General features: G+C 32.7%; 16 protein-coding genes. 11 read left to right on the top strand and 5 right to left on the bottom strand.

Annotated features, from left to right (window positions below; all coding sequences use genetic code 11):
- Positions 1–888, bottom strand: an 888-nt coding sequence (locus tag R2808_RS10240; protein WP_371270905.1) for a carboxypeptidase-like regulatory domain-containing protein, incomplete at its 3' end; no start/stop codon positions are given.
- Positions 889–1064: 176 nt separating this feature from the next.
- Between R2808_RS10240 and R2808_RS10235 the strand changes: the two genes are divergently transcribed.
- A complete protein-coding gene (locus R2808_RS10235) occupies positions 1065–1748 on the top strand; it encodes a response regulator transcription factor (protein WP_371270904.1) in 684 nt (227 codons plus the stop codon).
- Positions 1748–2791, top strand: coding sequence for a sensor histidine kinase (locus R2808_RS10230; RefSeq protein ID WP_371270903.1), 1044 nt, complete (start codon positions 1748–1750; stop codon positions 2789–2791). Before R2808_RS10235 ends, R2808_RS10230 begins: the two co-directional genes overlap by 1 nt.
- Here the strand turns inward: R2808_RS10230 and R2808_RS10225 are convergent.
- Positions 2774–3838 carry a glycosyltransferase gene (locus tag R2808_RS10225; RefSeq protein WP_371270902.1) on the bottom strand — a complete coding sequence of 355 codons (1065 nt, stop codon included), beginning with the start codon at positions 3836–3838 and terminating at the stop codon, positions 2774–2776. The genes R2808_RS10230 and R2808_RS10225 overlap by 18 nt on opposite strands.
- 103 nt (positions 3839–3941) lie before the next feature.
- Here R2808_RS10225 and trmB point away from each other — a divergent pair, with 103 nt between their 5' ends.
- From trmB to R2808_RS10205, 4 genes are all read left to right on the top strand, one after another.
- On the top strand, positions 3942–4622 hold the full coding sequence (trmB, locus tag R2808_RS10220; RefSeq protein ID WP_371270901.1) for a tRNA (guanosine(46)-N7)-methyltransferase TrmB: 681 nt from the start codon (positions 3942–3944) through the stop codon (positions 4620–4622).
- Entirely contained in the window at positions 4619–5248 is a 630-nt protein-coding gene (locus R2808_RS10215) for a LysE family transporter (protein WP_371270900.1), read from the top strand. The genes trmB and R2808_RS10215 overlap by 4 nt, the downstream gene beginning before the upstream one ends.
- Positions 5248–5568: an MGMT family protein gene (locus R2808_RS10210; RefSeq protein WP_371270899.1), complete on the top strand. Its 321-nt coding sequence runs from the start codon at positions 5248–5250 to the stop codon at positions 5566–5568. The genes R2808_RS10215 and R2808_RS10210 overlap by 1 nt, the downstream gene beginning before the upstream one ends.
- Before the next feature lie 170 nt (positions 5569–5738).
- On the top strand, positions 5739–9113 hold the full coding sequence (locus tag R2808_RS10205; protein WP_371270898.1) for a hypothetical protein: 3375 nt from the start codon (positions 5739–5741) through the stop codon (positions 9111–9113).
- 43 nt (positions 9114–9156) lie between these two features.
- Here R2808_RS10205 and R2808_RS10200 read toward each other — a convergent pair whose 3' ends face one another.
- Complete coding sequence (locus R2808_RS10200; RefSeq protein ID WP_371270896.1) at positions 9157–10974, bottom strand: DUF6029 family protein; 1818 nt, start codon at positions 10972–10974, stop codon at positions 9157–9159.
- 4 nt (positions 10975–10978) lie between these two features.
- A complete protein-coding gene (locus tag R2808_RS10195; protein WP_371270895.1) occupies positions 10979–11452 on the bottom strand; it encodes a TlpA family protein disulfide reductase in 474 nt (157 codons plus the stop codon).
- Positions 11453–11548: 96 nt separating this feature from the next.
- Here R2808_RS10195 and R2808_RS10190 point away from each other — a divergent pair, with 96 nt between their 5' ends.
- The 4 genes from R2808_RS10190 to R2808_RS10175 all read left to right on the top strand — a co-directional run bounded on the left by R2808_RS10190 (position 11549) and on the right by R2808_RS10175 (position 17408).
- Positions 11549–12859, top strand: coding sequence for an Omp28-related outer membrane protein (locus tag R2808_RS10190; protein ID WP_371270894.1), 1311 nt, complete (start codon positions 11549–11551; stop codon positions 12857–12859).
- A 78-nt stretch (positions 12860–12937) separates the two neighbouring features.
- On the top strand, positions 12938–16468 hold the full coding sequence (locus R2808_RS10185) for a T9SS type B sorting domain-containing protein (protein ID WP_371270893.1): 3531 nt from the start codon (positions 12938–12940) through the stop codon (positions 16466–16468).
- Positions 16468–17223, top strand: a complete 756-nt coding sequence (locus R2808_RS10180) for an enoyl-CoA hydratase/isomerase family protein (protein WP_371270892.1) — start codon at positions 16468–16470, stop codon at positions 17221–17223. The genes R2808_RS10185 and R2808_RS10180 overlap by 1 nt, the downstream gene beginning before the upstream one ends.
- On the top strand, positions 17220–17408 hold the full coding sequence (locus R2808_RS10175; RefSeq protein WP_371270891.1) for a hypothetical protein: 189 nt from the start codon (positions 17220–17222) through the stop codon (positions 17406–17408). Before R2808_RS10180 ends, R2808_RS10175 begins: the two co-directional genes overlap by 4 nt.
- Positions 17409–17410: 2 nt before the next feature.
- Here the strand turns inward: R2808_RS10175 and R2808_RS10170 are convergent, their stop codons facing one another.
- Entirely contained in the window at positions 17411–18028 is a 618-nt protein-coding gene (locus R2808_RS10170) for a 2OG-Fe(II) oxygenase (RefSeq protein WP_371270890.1), read from the bottom strand.
- Between the two features lie 94 nt (positions 18029–18122).
- On the opposite strand from R2808_RS10170, the gene R2808_RS10165 reads away from it, so the two are divergent.
- Positions 18123–18572, top strand: coding sequence for a 6-pyruvoyl tetrahydropterin synthase family protein (locus tag R2808_RS10165; RefSeq protein WP_371270889.1), 450 nt, complete (start codon positions 18123–18125; stop codon positions 18570–18572).
- The last annotated feature ends 65 nt before the right edge of the window (positions 18573–18637 follow it).

Genomic DNA, 18637 nt, shown 5'->3' with positions numbered 1-18637 from the left:
TTGAACCAACGGCTTAAACGAAGTATCAAAATTTAAACTGTTTAAATTTGAAATAGGTGCGTTTTTGCCGTTTTCTAAAAAGCCAAAATAATTAAACCCATCGGCAACTAATACTGTATTACTACTAGCATTCGTATTAAAACCACTTCCTAGCGAAACAGAGAACTCAGTTCTTTTTTCTAATTCTTTAGAGGCAATATCAACATTAGCACCCGAAACATCGCCATATAATGGTGCAGTAAATGTTTTATTTACATTAATGTTTTTAATAACATTTGTAGTAAAAAAATCTAACGCTATATTTTTATAACGTGGATCTTCCGATGGAAGTGGCAAGCCGTTTAAAGAAGTAGAATTATAACGATCGCCCAATCCTCGAACAAAAACATTTTTTACACCTTCTTGTTTAGCCACTCCTGTAGTTTTAGCCACTGCCGCAGCTGCATCGCTTATTCCTTTTCTAGACAACTCTTGAGCACCAATAGCTTGTTTCATTTCTATTGCTCTTTGTTGTTGTTGTAATAAAACCGACTCTTTTTCTTGACTTATAGTGGTGTTAATTACCAAATCTTCTAATTGAACGCCGCTAGCTGCTAATGTTTCGTTTATTATTTTATTTTCGCCTGCTTTAATAGTAAAAGGAATCTCTTTTGTTTCGTAGCCTAAAAATGCAATAAGTAAAGTATAAGAACCTGGCTCTAATGTTATAGTATATTTTCCGTTAGCATCTGTAGAATCGCCTTTTGCAACTTCTTTTATCGATACATTTGCAAATGGTAAAGGCTCGTTGTTTAACTCCTTATCTAAAACAGTACCCGATACTGTACCATTTTGCGCTATTGATAATGTAGTAATTACAAAAAATACAAGTAAAAATTTAAGTTTCATTGTGTTATATAATTTTGATGCAAAGAAACTTTTAATAGGTTATAGCAATGTTACTTGATATTTATTAGATAGTTTGATTATTGTTAGGAAATGGTTAAGAGTTTAAATAATTGTTAAGTGCTTTGTTGTATTTATATTATCTTTACCTTTATACCGCAAACAATACACCTAGTAGAATGAAAAAAAGTGAAATTAAAATTTTATTAGTCGATGATGAACCCGATATTTTAGAAATTTTAAGTTATAATTTATCGCAAGAAGGCTATCAAATTAGTACAGCATCTAATGGTAAAGAAGCCGTTTTAAAAGCAAAAAAAGAACTTCCGCATTTAATTGTTATGGATGTTATGATGCCCGAAATGGATGGTATGGAAGCCTGCGAAAATATTAGAAAAAACCCAGATTTAGACCAAACCATTATTACTTTTTTAACAGCTCGTTCTGAAGATTACTCGCAAGTAGCAGGCTTTGATGCTGGCGCAGACGATTACATTACAAAACCCATAAAACCCAAAGTATTAGTTAGCAAAGTAAAAGGGTTGTTGCGCAGGTTAAAAAGCACTAATCAAATAAAAGATGTGTTGCATTTAGGCGATATAGAAATTAACCGCGAAGAATATAAAATTGTTAAAGATGGCGAAGAAATAATTTTGCCACGAAAAGAGTTTGAATTATTTTATTTACTTGCTACAAAACCTGGAAAAGTTTTTACACGAGAAGAAATTTTAGACAAAGTTTGGGGCAACGAAGTGGTTGTAGGCGGTAGAACAATAGATGTCCATATTAGAAAACTACGCGAAAAAATTGGCGACGATTTTTTTAAAACCATTAAAGGCGTAGGGTATAAAATAGAGTTTTAATGCCTGTAAAATTTAAAAAATCATATAAGTTCGCGTTTAAGTCATCTGTATATATTACGCTTTTTTTTACGGGTTCATATTTTATTTATCTGTTTTTAGATTACCCTATAGGTTATTATTCTATTTTTATTTTAGCATTCTTAATTTTTGTTTTTTCATTTTTTGTCCTTCAATATAGAGTAGAACGTTTTATCTACAAACGTGTTAAGAAAATTTACGACGATGTTTCGCTATTAGAAAACACTTCTTTTAAAAACCAGCCTATTACTACCGATATGGCTACCTTAACACAAGAAGTACAAAAGTTTGCTCGCGATAAAAAATTAGAAATTGAAACGCTAAAAATTAGAGAAGAATATCGCCGTGAATTTTTAGGTAATGTTTCGCACGAATTAAAAACGCCTCTTTTTACCGTTCAAGGCTATTTGCTTACACTTTTAGATGGTGCAATGGACGATAAAAACATTCGAAAAAAATATTTGCAACGCGCCGAAAAAGGAGTAGAACGCCTTATTTATATTGTGAAAGATTTAGATATGATAAGCAAATTAGAAACTGGCGATATAAATATAGATTTAACCGAATTTAATATTATTGAACTTATTGAAAATGTTTTTGACTTGCTCGAAATGAGAGCTGCAAAAAAACATATTTCTTTAACCTTTGATGCTCTCTACAAAAAACCCATACTTGTTTTAGCCGATAGAGATAAAATACAGCAGGTTATTACCAACTTAGTGGTTAATTCTATTAAATACGGAAAATCTGGCGGAACAACAGAAATTAGTATTCAAGAATTAAATAATAATAAAATAATTGTTCGCATAACCGACAATGGCGAAGGAATAGAAAAAAAACATATTCCACGTCTTTTTGAACGTTTTTATAGAGTTGACAAAAGCGGCTCGCGTAGCGAAGGCGGATCGGGTTTAGGCTTGGCTATTGTAAAACACATAATAGAAAGCCACCAAGAAAAAATTTATGTAGAAAGCGAATTTGGTATTGGTTCCGAATTTTCATTTACCTTAGAAAAGGCTAAATAACGCTGGCCAATCGGTATTGTTTTCTACAAACTGATGCAAACCTTTGTACACTACAATTTCTTCTAATTTTGCAAAAGTAAAATCGTCTTGTTTACAACTTGGTGCATAACCATATTTTTTTAGTCTTTTTGCTAAATATTCTTGTTCGTACTGCCCTGGTGTAGGTATAAAATAGGCTTTTTTATTAAGTTTTGCTAAATCCATAATTGTGGTATAACCCGAACGAGAAAGCACCACAGCACTTTCATTTAAAGCCTCTTCAAGTTGGTTGCTTTCCATAAAATTATAATACGTAACCGTATCTTCAACCCAGCATTTTTGCTTTTCTTCTACTACACCTTTTACAAATAAAACAGTACCATTATAAGTTGTAAGTTCTGTAATTAATTTTTGCTCTAAAATACTGCGTTGTGGTTCTGGACCCGACAAAACTATGGCAACATCATATTTATGGTCAACTTTTTTTTCCTCAAACCTGCTTAGTGGCCCAATATAATTTAGTTTATCCCAAGTTTTATTAATGTGTCCTAATTTCCCCGAAATATTAACTCTACCTGTTTTATCAGGAACCCAACATACTGAAAATTTATTCATATAATACCGATGCGCTTTAGAAGACAACCACGTTAAGTTACCAAAAATAACATTTACTTGGTGGGTTATATAAACTGTGGGAACTGTGGTGTGGTTTACCCCTAACCTATTATCTGAAATAATACCATCAATATTTAGTGTATCTATTAACTGCTTGGTTTGTTTGCGTTCTTTTTTTATAGCTTTTGCAATACCCGAAAAACCAAAAATCATTTTCCATTTAAAATCGCTTCCTTTTTTAGCATATTTAATCGAATACGATGGTAGCGTAACCGATTCTACTGTAGGAAATTCTTTTTGTAACAATTCCAATGCCTTTCCATCGGAAGCAATTATAGGTTCAAAACCTTCTTGCTCTAATGCTTTTATAATAGGAATACAACGGGTTGCATGACCCAAACCCCAGTTTAAAGGCGCTACAAGTATTCGCTTTCTATTTTTTATTTCACTCATAAAAGCAAGGTAAAATTCTATAAACCAAAAAGATATTCTTACAAATATATATAATTTTTGTTTACATATATTTCATTAATTTTACAAAAAAATTATTTTAAAAGTGGGAAGCAAAAATAAGCTAAAGCGATTTAACGAAAATCTTACATTTAATAATGTACTACAACCAACAAGAGGCGAAGTAATTTCGGGAGAATTTGAGTTAAAAGGCAATTGGAACAAAAACTTTTTTAAAAACAACAACCCCATAGTATTAGAATTAGGTTGTGGTAAAGGCGAATATACTGTTGCACTGGCCAAAATGAATCCGAATAAAAATTATATTGGTATCGATATAAAAGGTGCTCGATTTTGGCGCGGTGCTAAAACAGCACTAGAGGAAAACAGAAATAATGTAGCGTTTTTAAGAACGCAAATTGAACTTATTGATTACTGCTTTGCCGAAAACGAAGTAGCCGAAATTTGGATAACTTTTCCCGATCCGCAAATTAAATACAAACGAACCAAACACCGAATGACCAACTCGGAATTTTTAAAACGCTACAAAAAAATATTACAACCAAATGGTGTTATGCACTTAAAAACCGATAGCGAGTTTATGCACGGCTACACACTAGGTTTGCTTCATGGCGAAGGGCACGAAGTAGAATATGCCAATCATAACATTTACCGAAACGAAGGCGCACCAGAGGAAGTAACAGGTATTCAAACTTTTTACGAAAGTCAGTATTTAGAACAAAACAAACCCATAACCTATATTCGGTTTAAAATTAGCAAGCATTGAGTGTACCCGTTATCTTTTTTTTAGCACTGTTTATAGCTTTTGTTACGGCAATTCCGCCTGGTTTACTAAATATGACAGCCGCTAAAATTAGTTTAAAAGAAGGAACTAGTAGAGGCATTGTTTTCTCTATTGGTTCGGCTTTGGTTTTTTCTTTACAAACGCTAGTAGCTACCATTTTTGCTCGGTATTTAAGCAAACACCCCGATGTTATTAGCGTTTTAAAACAAGTAGCACTCGTAATATTTGTATTACTCTCTATATACTATTTAGTATTAGCAAAACAAGCTACTCCTAAAACACAAGAAATTGAGCCAAAAAGTAAAAAAAGCCGGTTTTTCTATGGAATGTTCTTATCGAGTATTAATATGTATCCTATACCATTTCAAGCGTATATGACACTTACTTTAGCATCGTTTGGCTGGCTTACTTTCGATACTATAAGTATTGCTTCTTATGTAACTGGCGCTGCAATGGGTTCGTTTGTTAATTTGTATATGTACATTTTCTTTTTCGATAAAATAAAAGCCAAGCAAAACACTTCGCAAAAAACCATGAATTACATTATTGGAACCATAACTGCTGTTATTGCTATTGTAACTTTTATAAGCATACTTATTCAAAACTAATGAAAAAAGACACCCACAACTTTTTTAATCGTGTGTACGAAGTAGTTCGTAAAATTCCGTATGGAAAAGTTACCTCGTATGGCGCAATTGCAAAAGCCATAGGTTCGCCACAATCGGCAAGAATGGTGGGCTATGCTATGAATGCGTCGCATAACTTAGACGATGTTCCTGCGCACCGTGTAGTAAATAGAAACGGAATGCTAACAGGCAAACACCATTTTGATGGCACTAACTTAATGCAGCAACTTTTAGAAGCCGAAGGCATACAAGTTGTAGATGCTAAAATTGTAAATTTTAAAGACTTTTTTTGGGAGCCTTAATTGGAGTAATTTAACACTTAATTTACAAGTAAAAAAAACTGTAATTAGTTACAGCAATTTTTATCTACTGTTTTTAATATAATGTTATTAATCCTAAAATTTGTTGGCTATTCATTATTTTTATAACCTATAAAAAATACTACTTTTACATTTTAAGAGTTATAGTAGTAATGAAATCGGTTTTTAGTTGGTTGTTGTTTTTTGGGGTTTTGGGTGTTTCGGCTCAAGACCTAAACCCGCACTATAGTACCAAAAAAATAGCTACTACAGTTGATACGCTTTTTTTAGAACGCGAAAGTTTAAACCCTAATTTTTTCGAAATTACAGCTACTAACGGAGTTAAAATTGACACTACAGCGTACCAAATTAATTTTGAAAAAGGCTTTTTATTGTTAAAAAGCAAAACCTTACCCGATTCGGTAACCGTAAAATATTTAAAATATCCAACTTTTTTAACACAAGAATACAGCATTTACAACGATAGTAAAGTTGTACCCAATAGCAATGGACAGCGCTATACCACTACAAAACCGCAAAACCGCTTTACACCTTTCGATGGGTTAAATACTTCGGGTAGTATTTCGCGTGGCATTACTGTGGGCAACAATCAAAATACGGTGGTTAATTCGAATCTCGATTTGCAAATTACAGGTAAAATTTCCGAAAAAGTTAGCTTGCGCGCTTCTATTCAAGATAGTAATATTCCGTTGCAAGATGGCGGTTACTCGCAAAAACTAGACGAATTTGACCAAATTTTTATCGAATTATTTGCTGATAAATGGAATATTCGAGCTGGCGATTTATTTTTGGAAAATCGCAATTCTAAATTGCTTAATTTCAATAAAAAAGTACAAGGACTTTCTACCCAATTTACATTAGGAAACGAAAACAAAACCAATGTTTTAGCTTCGGCTGCGTTGGTTCGTGGGCAATATGCCCGAAGCACGTTTACAGGACAAGAAGGCAACCAAGGGCCATATAAATTAAAAGGGAATAATAACGAATTGTATGTATTGGTTATTTCGGGTTCGGAACGGGTTTATGTAAACGGAATTTTACTAAAGCGTGGCGAAAACAACGATTACACCATCGATTATAATGCTGGCGAAATTGCCTTTACGTCGCTTTTTCCTATTACTTCCGAAATGCGAATTAACATTGAATACCAATATACCGATAGAAATTTTACCCGATTGGTTACTTACGGCGGCTTTTTACACGAAAATAAAAAGTTTACCATTGGTTCCTACATTTATTCGGAAAACGATATTAAAAACCAACCTTTACAACAAAATTTATCGGAAGAACAAGTTGCTGTTTTAAAAAATGCAGGCGACAACGTTTCTGCTATGACGGCGCCTTCGGCGTATTTAGATAGTTATTCGGAAAATAAAATTTTGTATAAAAAAGTACTTATTGGCACAACTGAAGTTTTTGAATTTTCTAACAATCCAGATGACGAATTGTACAATGTTCGGTTTACGTATGTAGGCGAAAACCAAGGAAGCTATGCGTTGGCCAATAACAATGCAGTAGGCAAAATTTACGAATATGCAGGCAATTTTTTAGGAAATTACGAACCAACAATTCCGTTAATTGCACCTACAAAAATTCAAATTGCAACGGTTTTAGGAAGCTATAATCCAAGTGAAAAAACAGCTATCGATTTTGAAATAGGAGCAAGCAATAACGATGCAAACTTATATTCTACTATTGATGATGAAAACAACAAAGGAATGGCTGCTCAATTTAATGCAAAACAACGTTTGTATTCGGGGAAAATTTTAGTGGATGGCTTTGCGAATTTCAATTTTATTCAAAAAGATTTTAAAACCATTGAACGCTTGTATGCTATCGAATTTAATCGCGATTGGAATTTGAATACGCCACTTGGCAACCAAAGTTTATTTGTTGCAGGAACAAATTTTGATTTTTTAAAAAATGGTTTCGCTACTTACCAATTAGAAAAACTAGACTATTCCGAAAATTTCTCAGGAAATCGGCATATTATACAATCGGGTTTGCATTTTGGAAAAACATCATTTTCTACCCATTTTAGTGCATTAAATAGCGATAGCAATTACGCTAATTCTAAATTTATACGAAACACTTCGCAAGTAAAACATTCGTTTTCTAAAAACTGGATTGGCGGAAGTTTTGCAACCGAAAACAATGAAGAAAAGTTAGCCGCAACAAACGAGCTTTCAGCTTTAAGTCAAAAATTTAGCGAATACGGTGCGTTTGTTGGTCGTGGCGATTCTACCAAAGTTTATATGGAAATTGGTTATTTGCATCGTAAAAACGATAGTTTAATTAATCAAACCGTTTCGAGAGTAAACCAATCGAATTCCTATTATTTAAAATCGCAACTCATAAAAAATGAAAGACGGAATTTGAGTGTTTTTGTAAAGTATCGAAAGCTTGATTATACAGCCGATTTAAAACAAGACGAACCTTCGCTTAATTCACGAATTTTGTACAGCGATAGCTTTTTTACAAATTTATTGCAAAGTACTACAACATACGAAAATGCTTCGGGAACAATTGCGCAACAAGACTTTACTTATCTTGAAGTTGATGCTGGACAAGGCGTTTATACATGGATAGATTACAACGAAAATGGCATTCAAGAATTACAAGAATTTGAAATAGCTCCGTTTCCAGACCAAGCTACTTTTGTGCGTGTGTTTTTACCCAATCAAATATTTGTGCGAACGCATCAGAACAGGTTTTCGCAAGCATTAAATTTTAACGGACTAGTTTGGCAAAACAATAGCGGATTTAAAAAGTTTTTATCGCATTTTTACAACCAAACTGCTTTTACTATAGAACGCAAAATTAAACGAAATGGCGATAATTTCGATTTAAATCCGTTTTCAAATTCTGATGATAACGTAGGGTTAAACAATAATTTCAGAAATACACTTTTTTTTAATCGTGGTAAGCAGTTTCATTCGGTAACCTATTCTTTTTTAAGCAACGAATTGAAGAATTTGCTAAATATTGGTAGTCAGTATAACAAGCAAATTTCACATCAGTTAAACTATAACCATTTAATTCAAAAATCGTGGTTAGTGCAGTTGCGTTCGGCAATAGGAAACTCGAAAAGTGACGTCGAAAATTATGCTAGTCGTAATTTTGATATCGATAATTATTCTGTTCAACCAAAAGTATCGTATTTGTTTTCCAAAAATGCGAGTTGGGATATTTTTTACGAATACAAGCGCCAAAACAACACAATAAACAATTTAGAACAATTGAAACAAAATCGTTTAGGAACTTCGTTTACCTTTAACAGCGAAAAAGGCTTTACACTTACAGGCGAATACTCGCATTACAATAACCTTTTTACAGGCAATCAGTTGGCGCCTGTTGCTTTTCAAATGTTACAAGGTTTACAGGCCGGAAAAAACAGTGTATGGCAATTGCTTTTACAGAAAAACATTACACAATATTTAGATGTTAATGTAAACTACCAAGGAAGAAAATCGGAAACTTCGAAAACTATTCACACAGGAAATATACAATTGCGGGCATTTTTTTAATAAAAAAACCTAACAAATTTCATATCTGTTAGGCTCTTGTTTTTTAAAACGACGTTGTTATACTAAATGAAAGTCCTGTACTTGGTGGCACAAAACGACAGACCCCTCCAGCGCAAACTAATCCTCCTCGTTGTCTTCCATATCCTACTGAAACTCTAGAAGCACCTTTTTTATAAGCTACTCCTGCATTATAAAAGTGAATATCAAAAGCGTCGATATTACCTGCAATATAATGACCGCCTTCTTGATAACCATAATTGTACATATCCATTACATAGATAGACCAATTTAAATTATGATTATATTCTGCCGAGAGCGATGCCCAATTACCTCTATCGTTATCTGCCCACATATGCTCTGCTCCTATTGTAATTGCTTTAGAGCCAGAAAAATTATAAATTCCTTCTGCAAAAATAATATTACTTTTTACAACATTTTCTTGAAAAATTCCTCTAATATATTGATCGTTATAATACTGATTAATATAAACAAAATTACCTTTAAATGATTTTGAGAATTTTTTAGAAACTTCAATATTATAGTCTGAAAAGTATTTTTCCTTTCCAGCTAAAAACTTGGTTGTATAATTGGGTTTATAAAATCCATCTTCGTCATAATAAGAATAATCGGCATCTAGATTAAACCAATTTGAAATGTTTAAAGCAATTTTTGTTCCGTATTTTCCACCAAGAGTTGTTCCTTTTTTAAAATTATAAAACACATCTAACTGACCACCTATTTCACCAAATTTTTGAATCTCGGTTGTAATATCCATATTTACTCTACTTTGTGCCTGATACACATAAATATTAGCTAAATTGGAATGATGCTGCTTTGTTAAAGCTGGAACAAAGTTTAAAAAACGATCGTTATAATTTAAGCTCGTTTGTTCTGGACCATAAACTACAGGCTCTCTATCGGCTAGAAACAACATATTTTCTACACGACGTAAAGAAGCATCAATTCCTAATCCCTTTTTAGAATATCCTAAATTTATAAGTAAAGCGTTTCCTTTTTTAATAAAATCGTAATCAATGTTATTACCATTTACAATAGGCTCTGCTTCTTTTTCGTTATACTCTGTTGAAATATAAAATCCTCCTTTTGAAAAAGACAGCCTACCTGCATAAGCACCTGTTCTTCTATCGAACTTAGGATCTACTATTGCTTCTGGAATCGCTTGGTCGCGCATAACGTAGCTAAAACCACCAGTAATATCAAATGATTTTATATTAAAAAAACTAGTAAAATCAAAATTAGAATCAACACCTAAAATATTTGATTCTGAAACTTGAAAACCTGTTTTTTGTTTTCCATAAAGTGCTGTAATTGAAACGGCATCTATTGGTGTAAAATTAACTTTCCCTCCTCTAATTGCTGTATTAATTCCTAAAGAACGATCTTCCCATGCACGAAGTAATAATCCGCTACCAAATTGTTCATAAAAATGCCCCGCTGTAATATTAAGCATTTTTGATTTATAATTAGCATAAAAAGTTGAAATATTAGAGTAATAAATTTTATCTAAAACTTCACTTATATTCATTTTAGAATTGTACCCACCAAAATCAGAAGCTACAAATTGCGGATTATAGTTCAATAAAGCATCTTTATAATACGACTCAATTTGTGTACCTACTGTAAATCGTCCGTAATTTGCATTTAGTTGCAAATAATTATTAGAACGAAAAGGTTCTTCAGGATGTTGTATAGCGCGTTCTGGGTCGTTAGTATACCACTGTCCATTGGATTCTAAACCACCATAAAACTTAATTTTTGTTTTAGATACACTATCATTGTTCTGTTGTGAAAATCCTGTAAATCCTATTAACAAGAAAAATAGTACTACTTTTTTTTTCATAAATCTATAACGATTTTAATTTTTCGAATAACTCATTTTCACTGCCAGGAGTATGACCAGATTGCACATGCACTATTTCGCCATTTTTAACGACTACAGTATAAGGAGGGTTAGCAATAGATAATCCACGTTTGAGATCTTGATTGATGTCTAATAAAATTGTATAATCCCAGCCTCTGCCATTAACCATTGGTTTTACTCTTTTACTAGTTCTTGCATCATCTATAGAAATCGCAATAACTTCAATGTTTAATTCTTCTTTCCAGTCAAAATACACATCATTTATTGCATCTAACTCTTGAATACACGGTGCACACCACGTTGCCCAAAAAGCAAAAACATAAATTTTATCGGGTTCGTTAAAATTTGAATTTGAAACTGTTTCTTCTTCAAGATTCTTTAAAAAAAATTTCGGAAATGTGTTTTGAGAAAATGATTGTAATGCAAAAAACAGCACTAAAAATATAATTTTTTTCATAATTTAAATTATTTACACTAAATTCTTTGCAAATAAATAAAAAAAACTTTCTTTTGTATAATTATTTTAAAGTTTTTTAATTAAACACCTATAAATATGAAAAAAAAAATATTTTATTTTGTCTTACTCCTAGGAGTTATTTTTACCAGCTGTAGTAGTGATGATAATTCATCTTCTGATGATAGCACTCCTGCTGACTACAATATAATTTTAACAGCAGATGCAAATTCTAAATTTGTTGACGATGTTTTTGTTTTTACAATAAAGAAAAGCGATGGCACTGATATTACTTCTCAAGCTTCAATTAAAGTTGATGGTGTTGCTATTGATGGTAATGAGTTTAGCTCATCTTCTGAAGGAGATTTTAGTGTTGTTGCAACTTATTTAGACAAAACGTCTAACACGGTAACACTAGCAGTAACACCTCCTGCTACAAGTATTACTGCTTCTACAAACAGTAATACATATAATATTAATAGCAACGTTACAGTCGTGGTTACTTCTAATACAGGGGTAAATGTTTCACAAAATTCTACTGTTTATGTAAATGGAAATGCTATTGAAGGAAACTCTTTTTCACCACCAACAGAAGGGGTTTACGATATTTATGCTACTTATATTAATCAAATAGGACAAACATTAACGTCGCCTACCATACAAATTACTGCTATACCTGTTATTGACTTCAACAAACGGGTATTGATTGAAGATTTCACAGGTACTTGGTGTGGTTATTGCCCTCGTGTAGCTTATGCTATTGAGCAAGTTCAATCCCAAACATCTGATGTTACTGTAGTTGCTATACACAGAGGGGATTCAAATCCTTCTAATGCTTATTATGATCCATATAATTTTTCGGGTGCTGGTGTTCTTGAAAATCAAATAGGATTATCAGGATACCCAACAGCTATGTTAAATAGAACAATTGAGTGGAATTATCCTGAGCCAACTTGGGTAAGTCAAGCAACTGGCTTAACATCTGGCACTAATCCAAGATTAGGAATAGCTTTCGAAAATACTACATCTGGAAACACATCTACTGTTAAAGTTAAAGTAAAATTTGGACAAGATTATTCAAACTTAAAGTTAGTTGTTTACGCATTAGAAGATAATTTGTATTTTAACCAAACTAATTACACTTCTTATTATGGAGGTGTTAGTACAATAACAAATTTTGAACACGATCATGTTTTAAGATCTGTTTTAACTTCAAGTATTTTAGGTGAAGATATTCCTGGTTCATTTTCTTATAACGATGTATATGAAAAAACCTTTACCTATACTGCTCCAAGTGGAGTAGCTATTTCAAATGTTACTTTTGCAGCTTTAGTCATTAATTCTTCTAATACTGCTTTAAATTCAAGAAATGCTGCTAATTCTGAAACACAAGTTTTCGAAGAAGAATAATACAAATTGTATTAAATTAATTATAAAAAGAGGGCAAAAGCCCTCTTTTGTTTTTATATTTGCTCTTATTTAGCTAAAATGAAACCAATTAATCTTTCCTTCTTTATATTTTTTAGTTTTTTATTTACAGGTTATGCTCAATTAAGCAATAAACACTGGATACCACCTTTACACGCTAATGAAACAGGCGATTCAAGTTTGGTGAAAGATCATTACATTTATTTATCTACACCTTCCACAACACCTTTTCAAGTTACCGTAACCACTGGAAATGGAGCTCCAATAAATGGTTCTCCGTTTACTATTTCAAATGGAAGCCCTGTTAGAATTTCTATTGGAACAGCACAAAACAGCCCAATGATGGTACCAAGAACCGATGTAGGAGTGGTTCGGTCTAATAATGGATTAATTTTAGAAGGGCAGTACGATTTTTATGTTAATTTTAGAGTTCGTGCTGATAATCATGCCGAATTTTTATCCTCAAAAGGAAGAACAGGTGCTGGAACTGTTTTTAGACTAGGTAGTTTACCGCAAACTAGCTCTGGTGGAATCCGTAATTTTGTAGCGAGTTTTATGGCTACCGAAAACAATACTACTGTAAATTTAACCGATTACAATACTGCTATAACTTTTATACAAGGTAATACTACTATTACGAGTCCAAACCAAACTTTCACGTTAAACCAAGGACAATCTATTGTTATTTCGGGTTATACCAATACTACTGCAAATTATGCAGGTTTTGTAGGTGCCTTAGTTACGTCGAATAAACCAATAGTTGTTAATTCTGGTAATATGACAGGCGGTATGCTAACCGCTACAGATGGTCAAGACTTTAATTTAGACCAGATTGTACCGTTATCGCAAGTGGGAACAGAATATATTGTAATGAAAGGAAACGGTAGTATAAATTCTGAACGACCTTTAGTCGTTGCACACGAAGATAACACCGCTATTTTTGTTAATGGCAATACAACACCTATTGCTACCATAAATGCAGGCGAATACTATTTAATACCTACTTCAAATTTTCAAGGTGCTGGTACAAATTTAAATATGTACATCGAAACTTCTAAACCTGCTTTTATGTATCAAATTATAGCAGGTACAAGTTCCGATGCTACAACGGGTATGTTTTTTATACCTCCTGTTAGTTGTTTTTGGCAAAAAAGCGTAGATTTAATTCCTGCTGTAGATAAAATTGGGAACTTCAATTATCCAAGCGGAGGAATTTTAATTGCTACTGAAGCATTAGACACAGATGGGGTGCCAACTATTGTTCGTATAAATGGCGTACCAACCACCACCTCACCTGTTCCTGTAGCAGGAAATCCTAACTGGGTTACCTATAGAATTCCTAATTTATCTGGAGATGTAGCTGTAACCTCTACTGCTGCATTAGCCGTTGGCGTTTTTGGCGCAGCAAATGTAGCTGGTTTTGGCGGCTATTTTTCTGGTTTTGGAAGTATTCCTAACGATACCACTATTGATGTTTGCGATGGTAGTATTATTGACTTATTTGAAAAAATACCTGGAAATCCAGATACTAATGGAGTATGGTCGTATAACGGCGTTCCAAGAAACCCAAACAATGGTTTATTTGACCCTTCGGTAGATTTAGTGGGCGAATATGTATATACATTTACCAAAACGTGTAATGGAGTAACCAGAACATACCCTATTAAAGTTATTGTTAACGCTATTTTACCCGGTCCTTCTGCTGGAGTTTCTACTACTGCATCATTTTGTAAAACAGATGCGCCTACAGATTTGTTTACATTATTAGGAAGCAATGTTACAACAGGTGGAAATTGGACTTTTAACAACTCTCCTATTGCAAATGGTGTTATAGATCCTGCAAATGCGCAATCAGGAACTTATACTTATACTATTCCTTCGCAAGGTATTTGCGATACTGTTTCGGCTTCTGTTGAAGTTACTATTAAAAATTCTCCTCTTTTAGAAAACGTGCCTGATTTTTCTTTATGCGACGATACCAATTCTGGAAGTACAACAGATGGCATTTCGCTATTTGATTTAACTACTAAAAACAACGATGTTTTTGGTGCGCAAACCAATGTTTCTGTAAAATATTATACCGTTGAAGCAGATGCCGAAAGTAACGCTACTAATGCCATTACTTCTATAAATGCTATTAACAACACCGTTATTTATTTCAGAATAGAAAATACAGAAGGTTGTTACAAAATTGGAAATTTTCAATTGCTTGTATATCCTTTACCAACTGTAATTCCGTCTTTAACTTTAAAACAATGCGATAACGACAACGATGCTATTGCAGATTTTGTTTTAACACAAGCAAATACAGCACTTTCAACAGAAGCTAATTTAACTTTTTCCTATCATAATTCGTTATTAGGAGCACAAAACAATACCGATTTAGTTACTAACGATCAAGCACATACTGCAACAAATGGTGCAACTGTTTGGGCTAGAATTGAAAATGAAAATGGTTGTTTTAGAACGGCTCAAATTAACTTAGTTGTTTCAACAACGCAATTCCCATCTACATTTAATCCGCAACCATTAGAAGAGTGCGATGTCTATTTAAATAATACTAACGTGGCTAATGATGGATATGCTGTTTTCGATATTGAAACAGCTTACACTAATTATATTTTAGGATTATTTCCTGCATCGCAGCAACCTTATTTAACCGTTTCTTATTTTGAAAGCGTTGAAGATGCCGAGTTACTTCAAAATCAAATAAACAATACTACTAACTATACAAACACAACGCAAAATGCACAAACTATTTGGGTTCGTGTTGATAGCGCATTAAATTTAGATGCTGGTTGTAAAGGAATTCAACAATTGCAATTAATAGTAAATCCTATTCCAGATGTTAATTTACAAGAACGAATATATATTTGTGTGGCGCCCGAAACAGGAATAGGCTCACAAATAATAGATGCAACACCTGCAAATTCTGGTGTTTTTTCTTACGAATGGTCTTCTACAATACCTGGTTTAGATTTGTCTGCAGAAACAAACCCTACTTATACTGCTTCGACAGAAGGAACTTATTTTGTTACAATTACTAATACAACTACTGGCTGTTCAATATCTGATAGTGTTGCTGTTTTATTTTCTTCTGAACCTTTAACTTTTACGGCTTCTGTTGAAACACCTGCTTTTTCTTCTAATTTAACCACAATCGTATCGGAAGCATCTGGTGGATATGGAGAATACGAATATAGTTTAGACGGTATTAACTGGCAAAGTAGTGGAACATTTATTAATTTACCCAACAATACTTACACGGTTTATGTAAGAGACATTCAAGGCTGCGGAATAAAATTTGTAGAAAATTTATATGCTATAACGTATCCTAACTTTTTTACACCTAATGGCGATGGTTATAATGACAACTGGGTTATTACTGGTTTACCCAATAGTTTTGCTGCAAAAATTTATATATTCGATAGATATGGCAAATTGCTTAAACAAATAAGTCCTAATGGCGAAGGATGGAACGGTACTTTTAACGGAAAACCCTTACCAGCATCAGATTATTGGTTTAAAATTGAATATATCGAAAATAACGAAGCCAAAGAATTTATGTCGCATTTTAGCTTAAAACGATAATGGAAGGAAGTGTAACCTATAAAATTAAAGAAAAAGTAGCGCACATTAGCTTTTATAATCCTGCTAGTAATTCGTTTCCGAGTTCGCAATTACAGCTATTAACCGAAACTATAAACAAACTTTCGCAAAACAACGCAGTTACTGTTATAGTCTTACAAAGCGAAGGAAATGGTGCTTTTTGTGCTGGTGCTTCTTTTAATGAATTACTTAATATTTCAACTTTAGAAGAAGGAGAAATGTTCTTTTCGGGCTTTGCTAATGTTATAAATGCTATGCGAAAATCGTCTAAACTTATAATAGGCCGTGTTCATGGTAAAGCCGTAGGCGGCGGAGTTGGTTTAATTTCGGCTTGCGATTATACTTTTGCAACCGAAAATGCTGCGGTTAAGCTATCGGAGCTTGCTATTGGAATTGGGCCATTTGTTATAGAGCCTGCTGTTTCAAAAAAAATAGGCAAAACAGCAATGGCCGAAATGACATTAGGAGCTACCGAATGGAAATCGGCACGATGGGCACTTGATAAAGGTTTATTTTCAAAATTATTTTCTTCTGTAGAAGAAATGGATAATGCTATTAAAGTTTTTACAACAGAAATAGCAACTTATAATCCTGATGCTTTGTTAGAAATGAAAAAAATAATTTGGGAAAACACAGAACATTGGGACACGCTACTATATGAACGAGCTGCAATATCTGGAAAACTTGTTTTGTCAGAATTTACTAAAAATGCCTTGGCACAATTCAGAAAATCATGATGATAGCTTCTATAATTTCTCTTTTTCAGAAAGTAAATATTGAAGAAAAAATGCAAAATGCACCTAATAAACAATACGAAATAGGTGTTGTTATTGGCACTTATTTGCCTTTTATTGTGCTAATTATAATTGCCTATACCACCTACTTTTATTTTAAACGAAAAGAAAAAAATAAAACTGAATAGAATTATATTTTTCTCGTTTTTAACCAACCCGTAATACTTAAACGCATTTGCTCAACTGGTTTTACTTCGTGTTCTATTAATTGGCTTTCAAATATTACTACTCGTCCTTGTAAAGGATAAATGGTAACATCGCCTTCTTTTTTATACAATATTAACTCGCCTCCATATTCTGGTTGCCAATTTTCTTCATTAAGATAACACACTATTGATAATTTTCTTGAATCATCATTTTGAAATGTATCGAGATGTTTTTTGTAGAAAGTTCCTTTTGGATAAAGTGCATAGTGAAATTCTCTGTCTTGTATTCCTAAAAAACAAGTTCTATTCATATACGTGGTAAACGTATCTATTTTACTAAAAAAACATTGCTCTGCTTCTTGCAAAAATTTTTCATCAATCCAAGAAATAAAATCGCCACGAATTGATTTTATAATTTGCTCATTAAATTGATTGCCAATTGCCGCTTTACGCAATTCGTCTTCTTCATATTTATTGAGTAAAATTTTGCGTAATGCGAGAACTTCAGCACTCGAAAAAAAATCTTCAACAATACTATATTGTTGCTCTAAAAGGTCGTTAATTACCTTTTCATATTTTGGAATTACAATAAATTCATCCATAAAATATTTTAAAAAAGTGAGCAAATATAAGCGGAAAAACAATACAAAAAACACGAGTTATAATTTAGTATCTTTGCCTATATTTATTAAACAAATGAGTACAATTAGAATTACAAAACAATTTACTTTTGAAACGGGGCACGCGTTATATGGTTACGATGGAAAATGTAAAAATGTTCATGGTCATAGTTACAAATTATCGGTAACGGTTATTGGTAAACCTATTACCGACAAAAACAATGTAAAATATGGAATGGTAATTGATTTTAGCGATTTAAAAAAAATTGTTAAAGAAGAAATAGTCGATGTTTTTGATCATGCCACCGTTTTTAACAAAAACACGCCTCATATAGAGCTTGCAAAAGAATTAAAACAAAGAGATCATCATGTAATTTTAGTTAATTATCAACCAACAAGTGAGAATATGGTTATTGATTTTGCTGAAAAAATTAAAAACCGATTACCCGCAAATATTACATTGTTTTCGTTACGATTACAAGAAACTGAAAGTTCTTTTGCCGAATGGTTTGCAAGTGATAATTAAAAAAAATGTCCCATTGGGACATTTTTTTAATAGTTTATTTGTATTATTTTTTTACGATTAAGAAT

Source organism: Flavobacterium sp. (genome assembly GCF_041392005.1).
Taxonomy (GTDB): domain Bacteria; phylum Bacteroidota; class Bacteroidia; order Flavobacteriales; family Flavobacteriaceae; genus Flavobacterium.
Note: the sequence above shows the minus strand (reverse complement) of the source record. Positions and strands in the feature narration are given on the sequence as shown.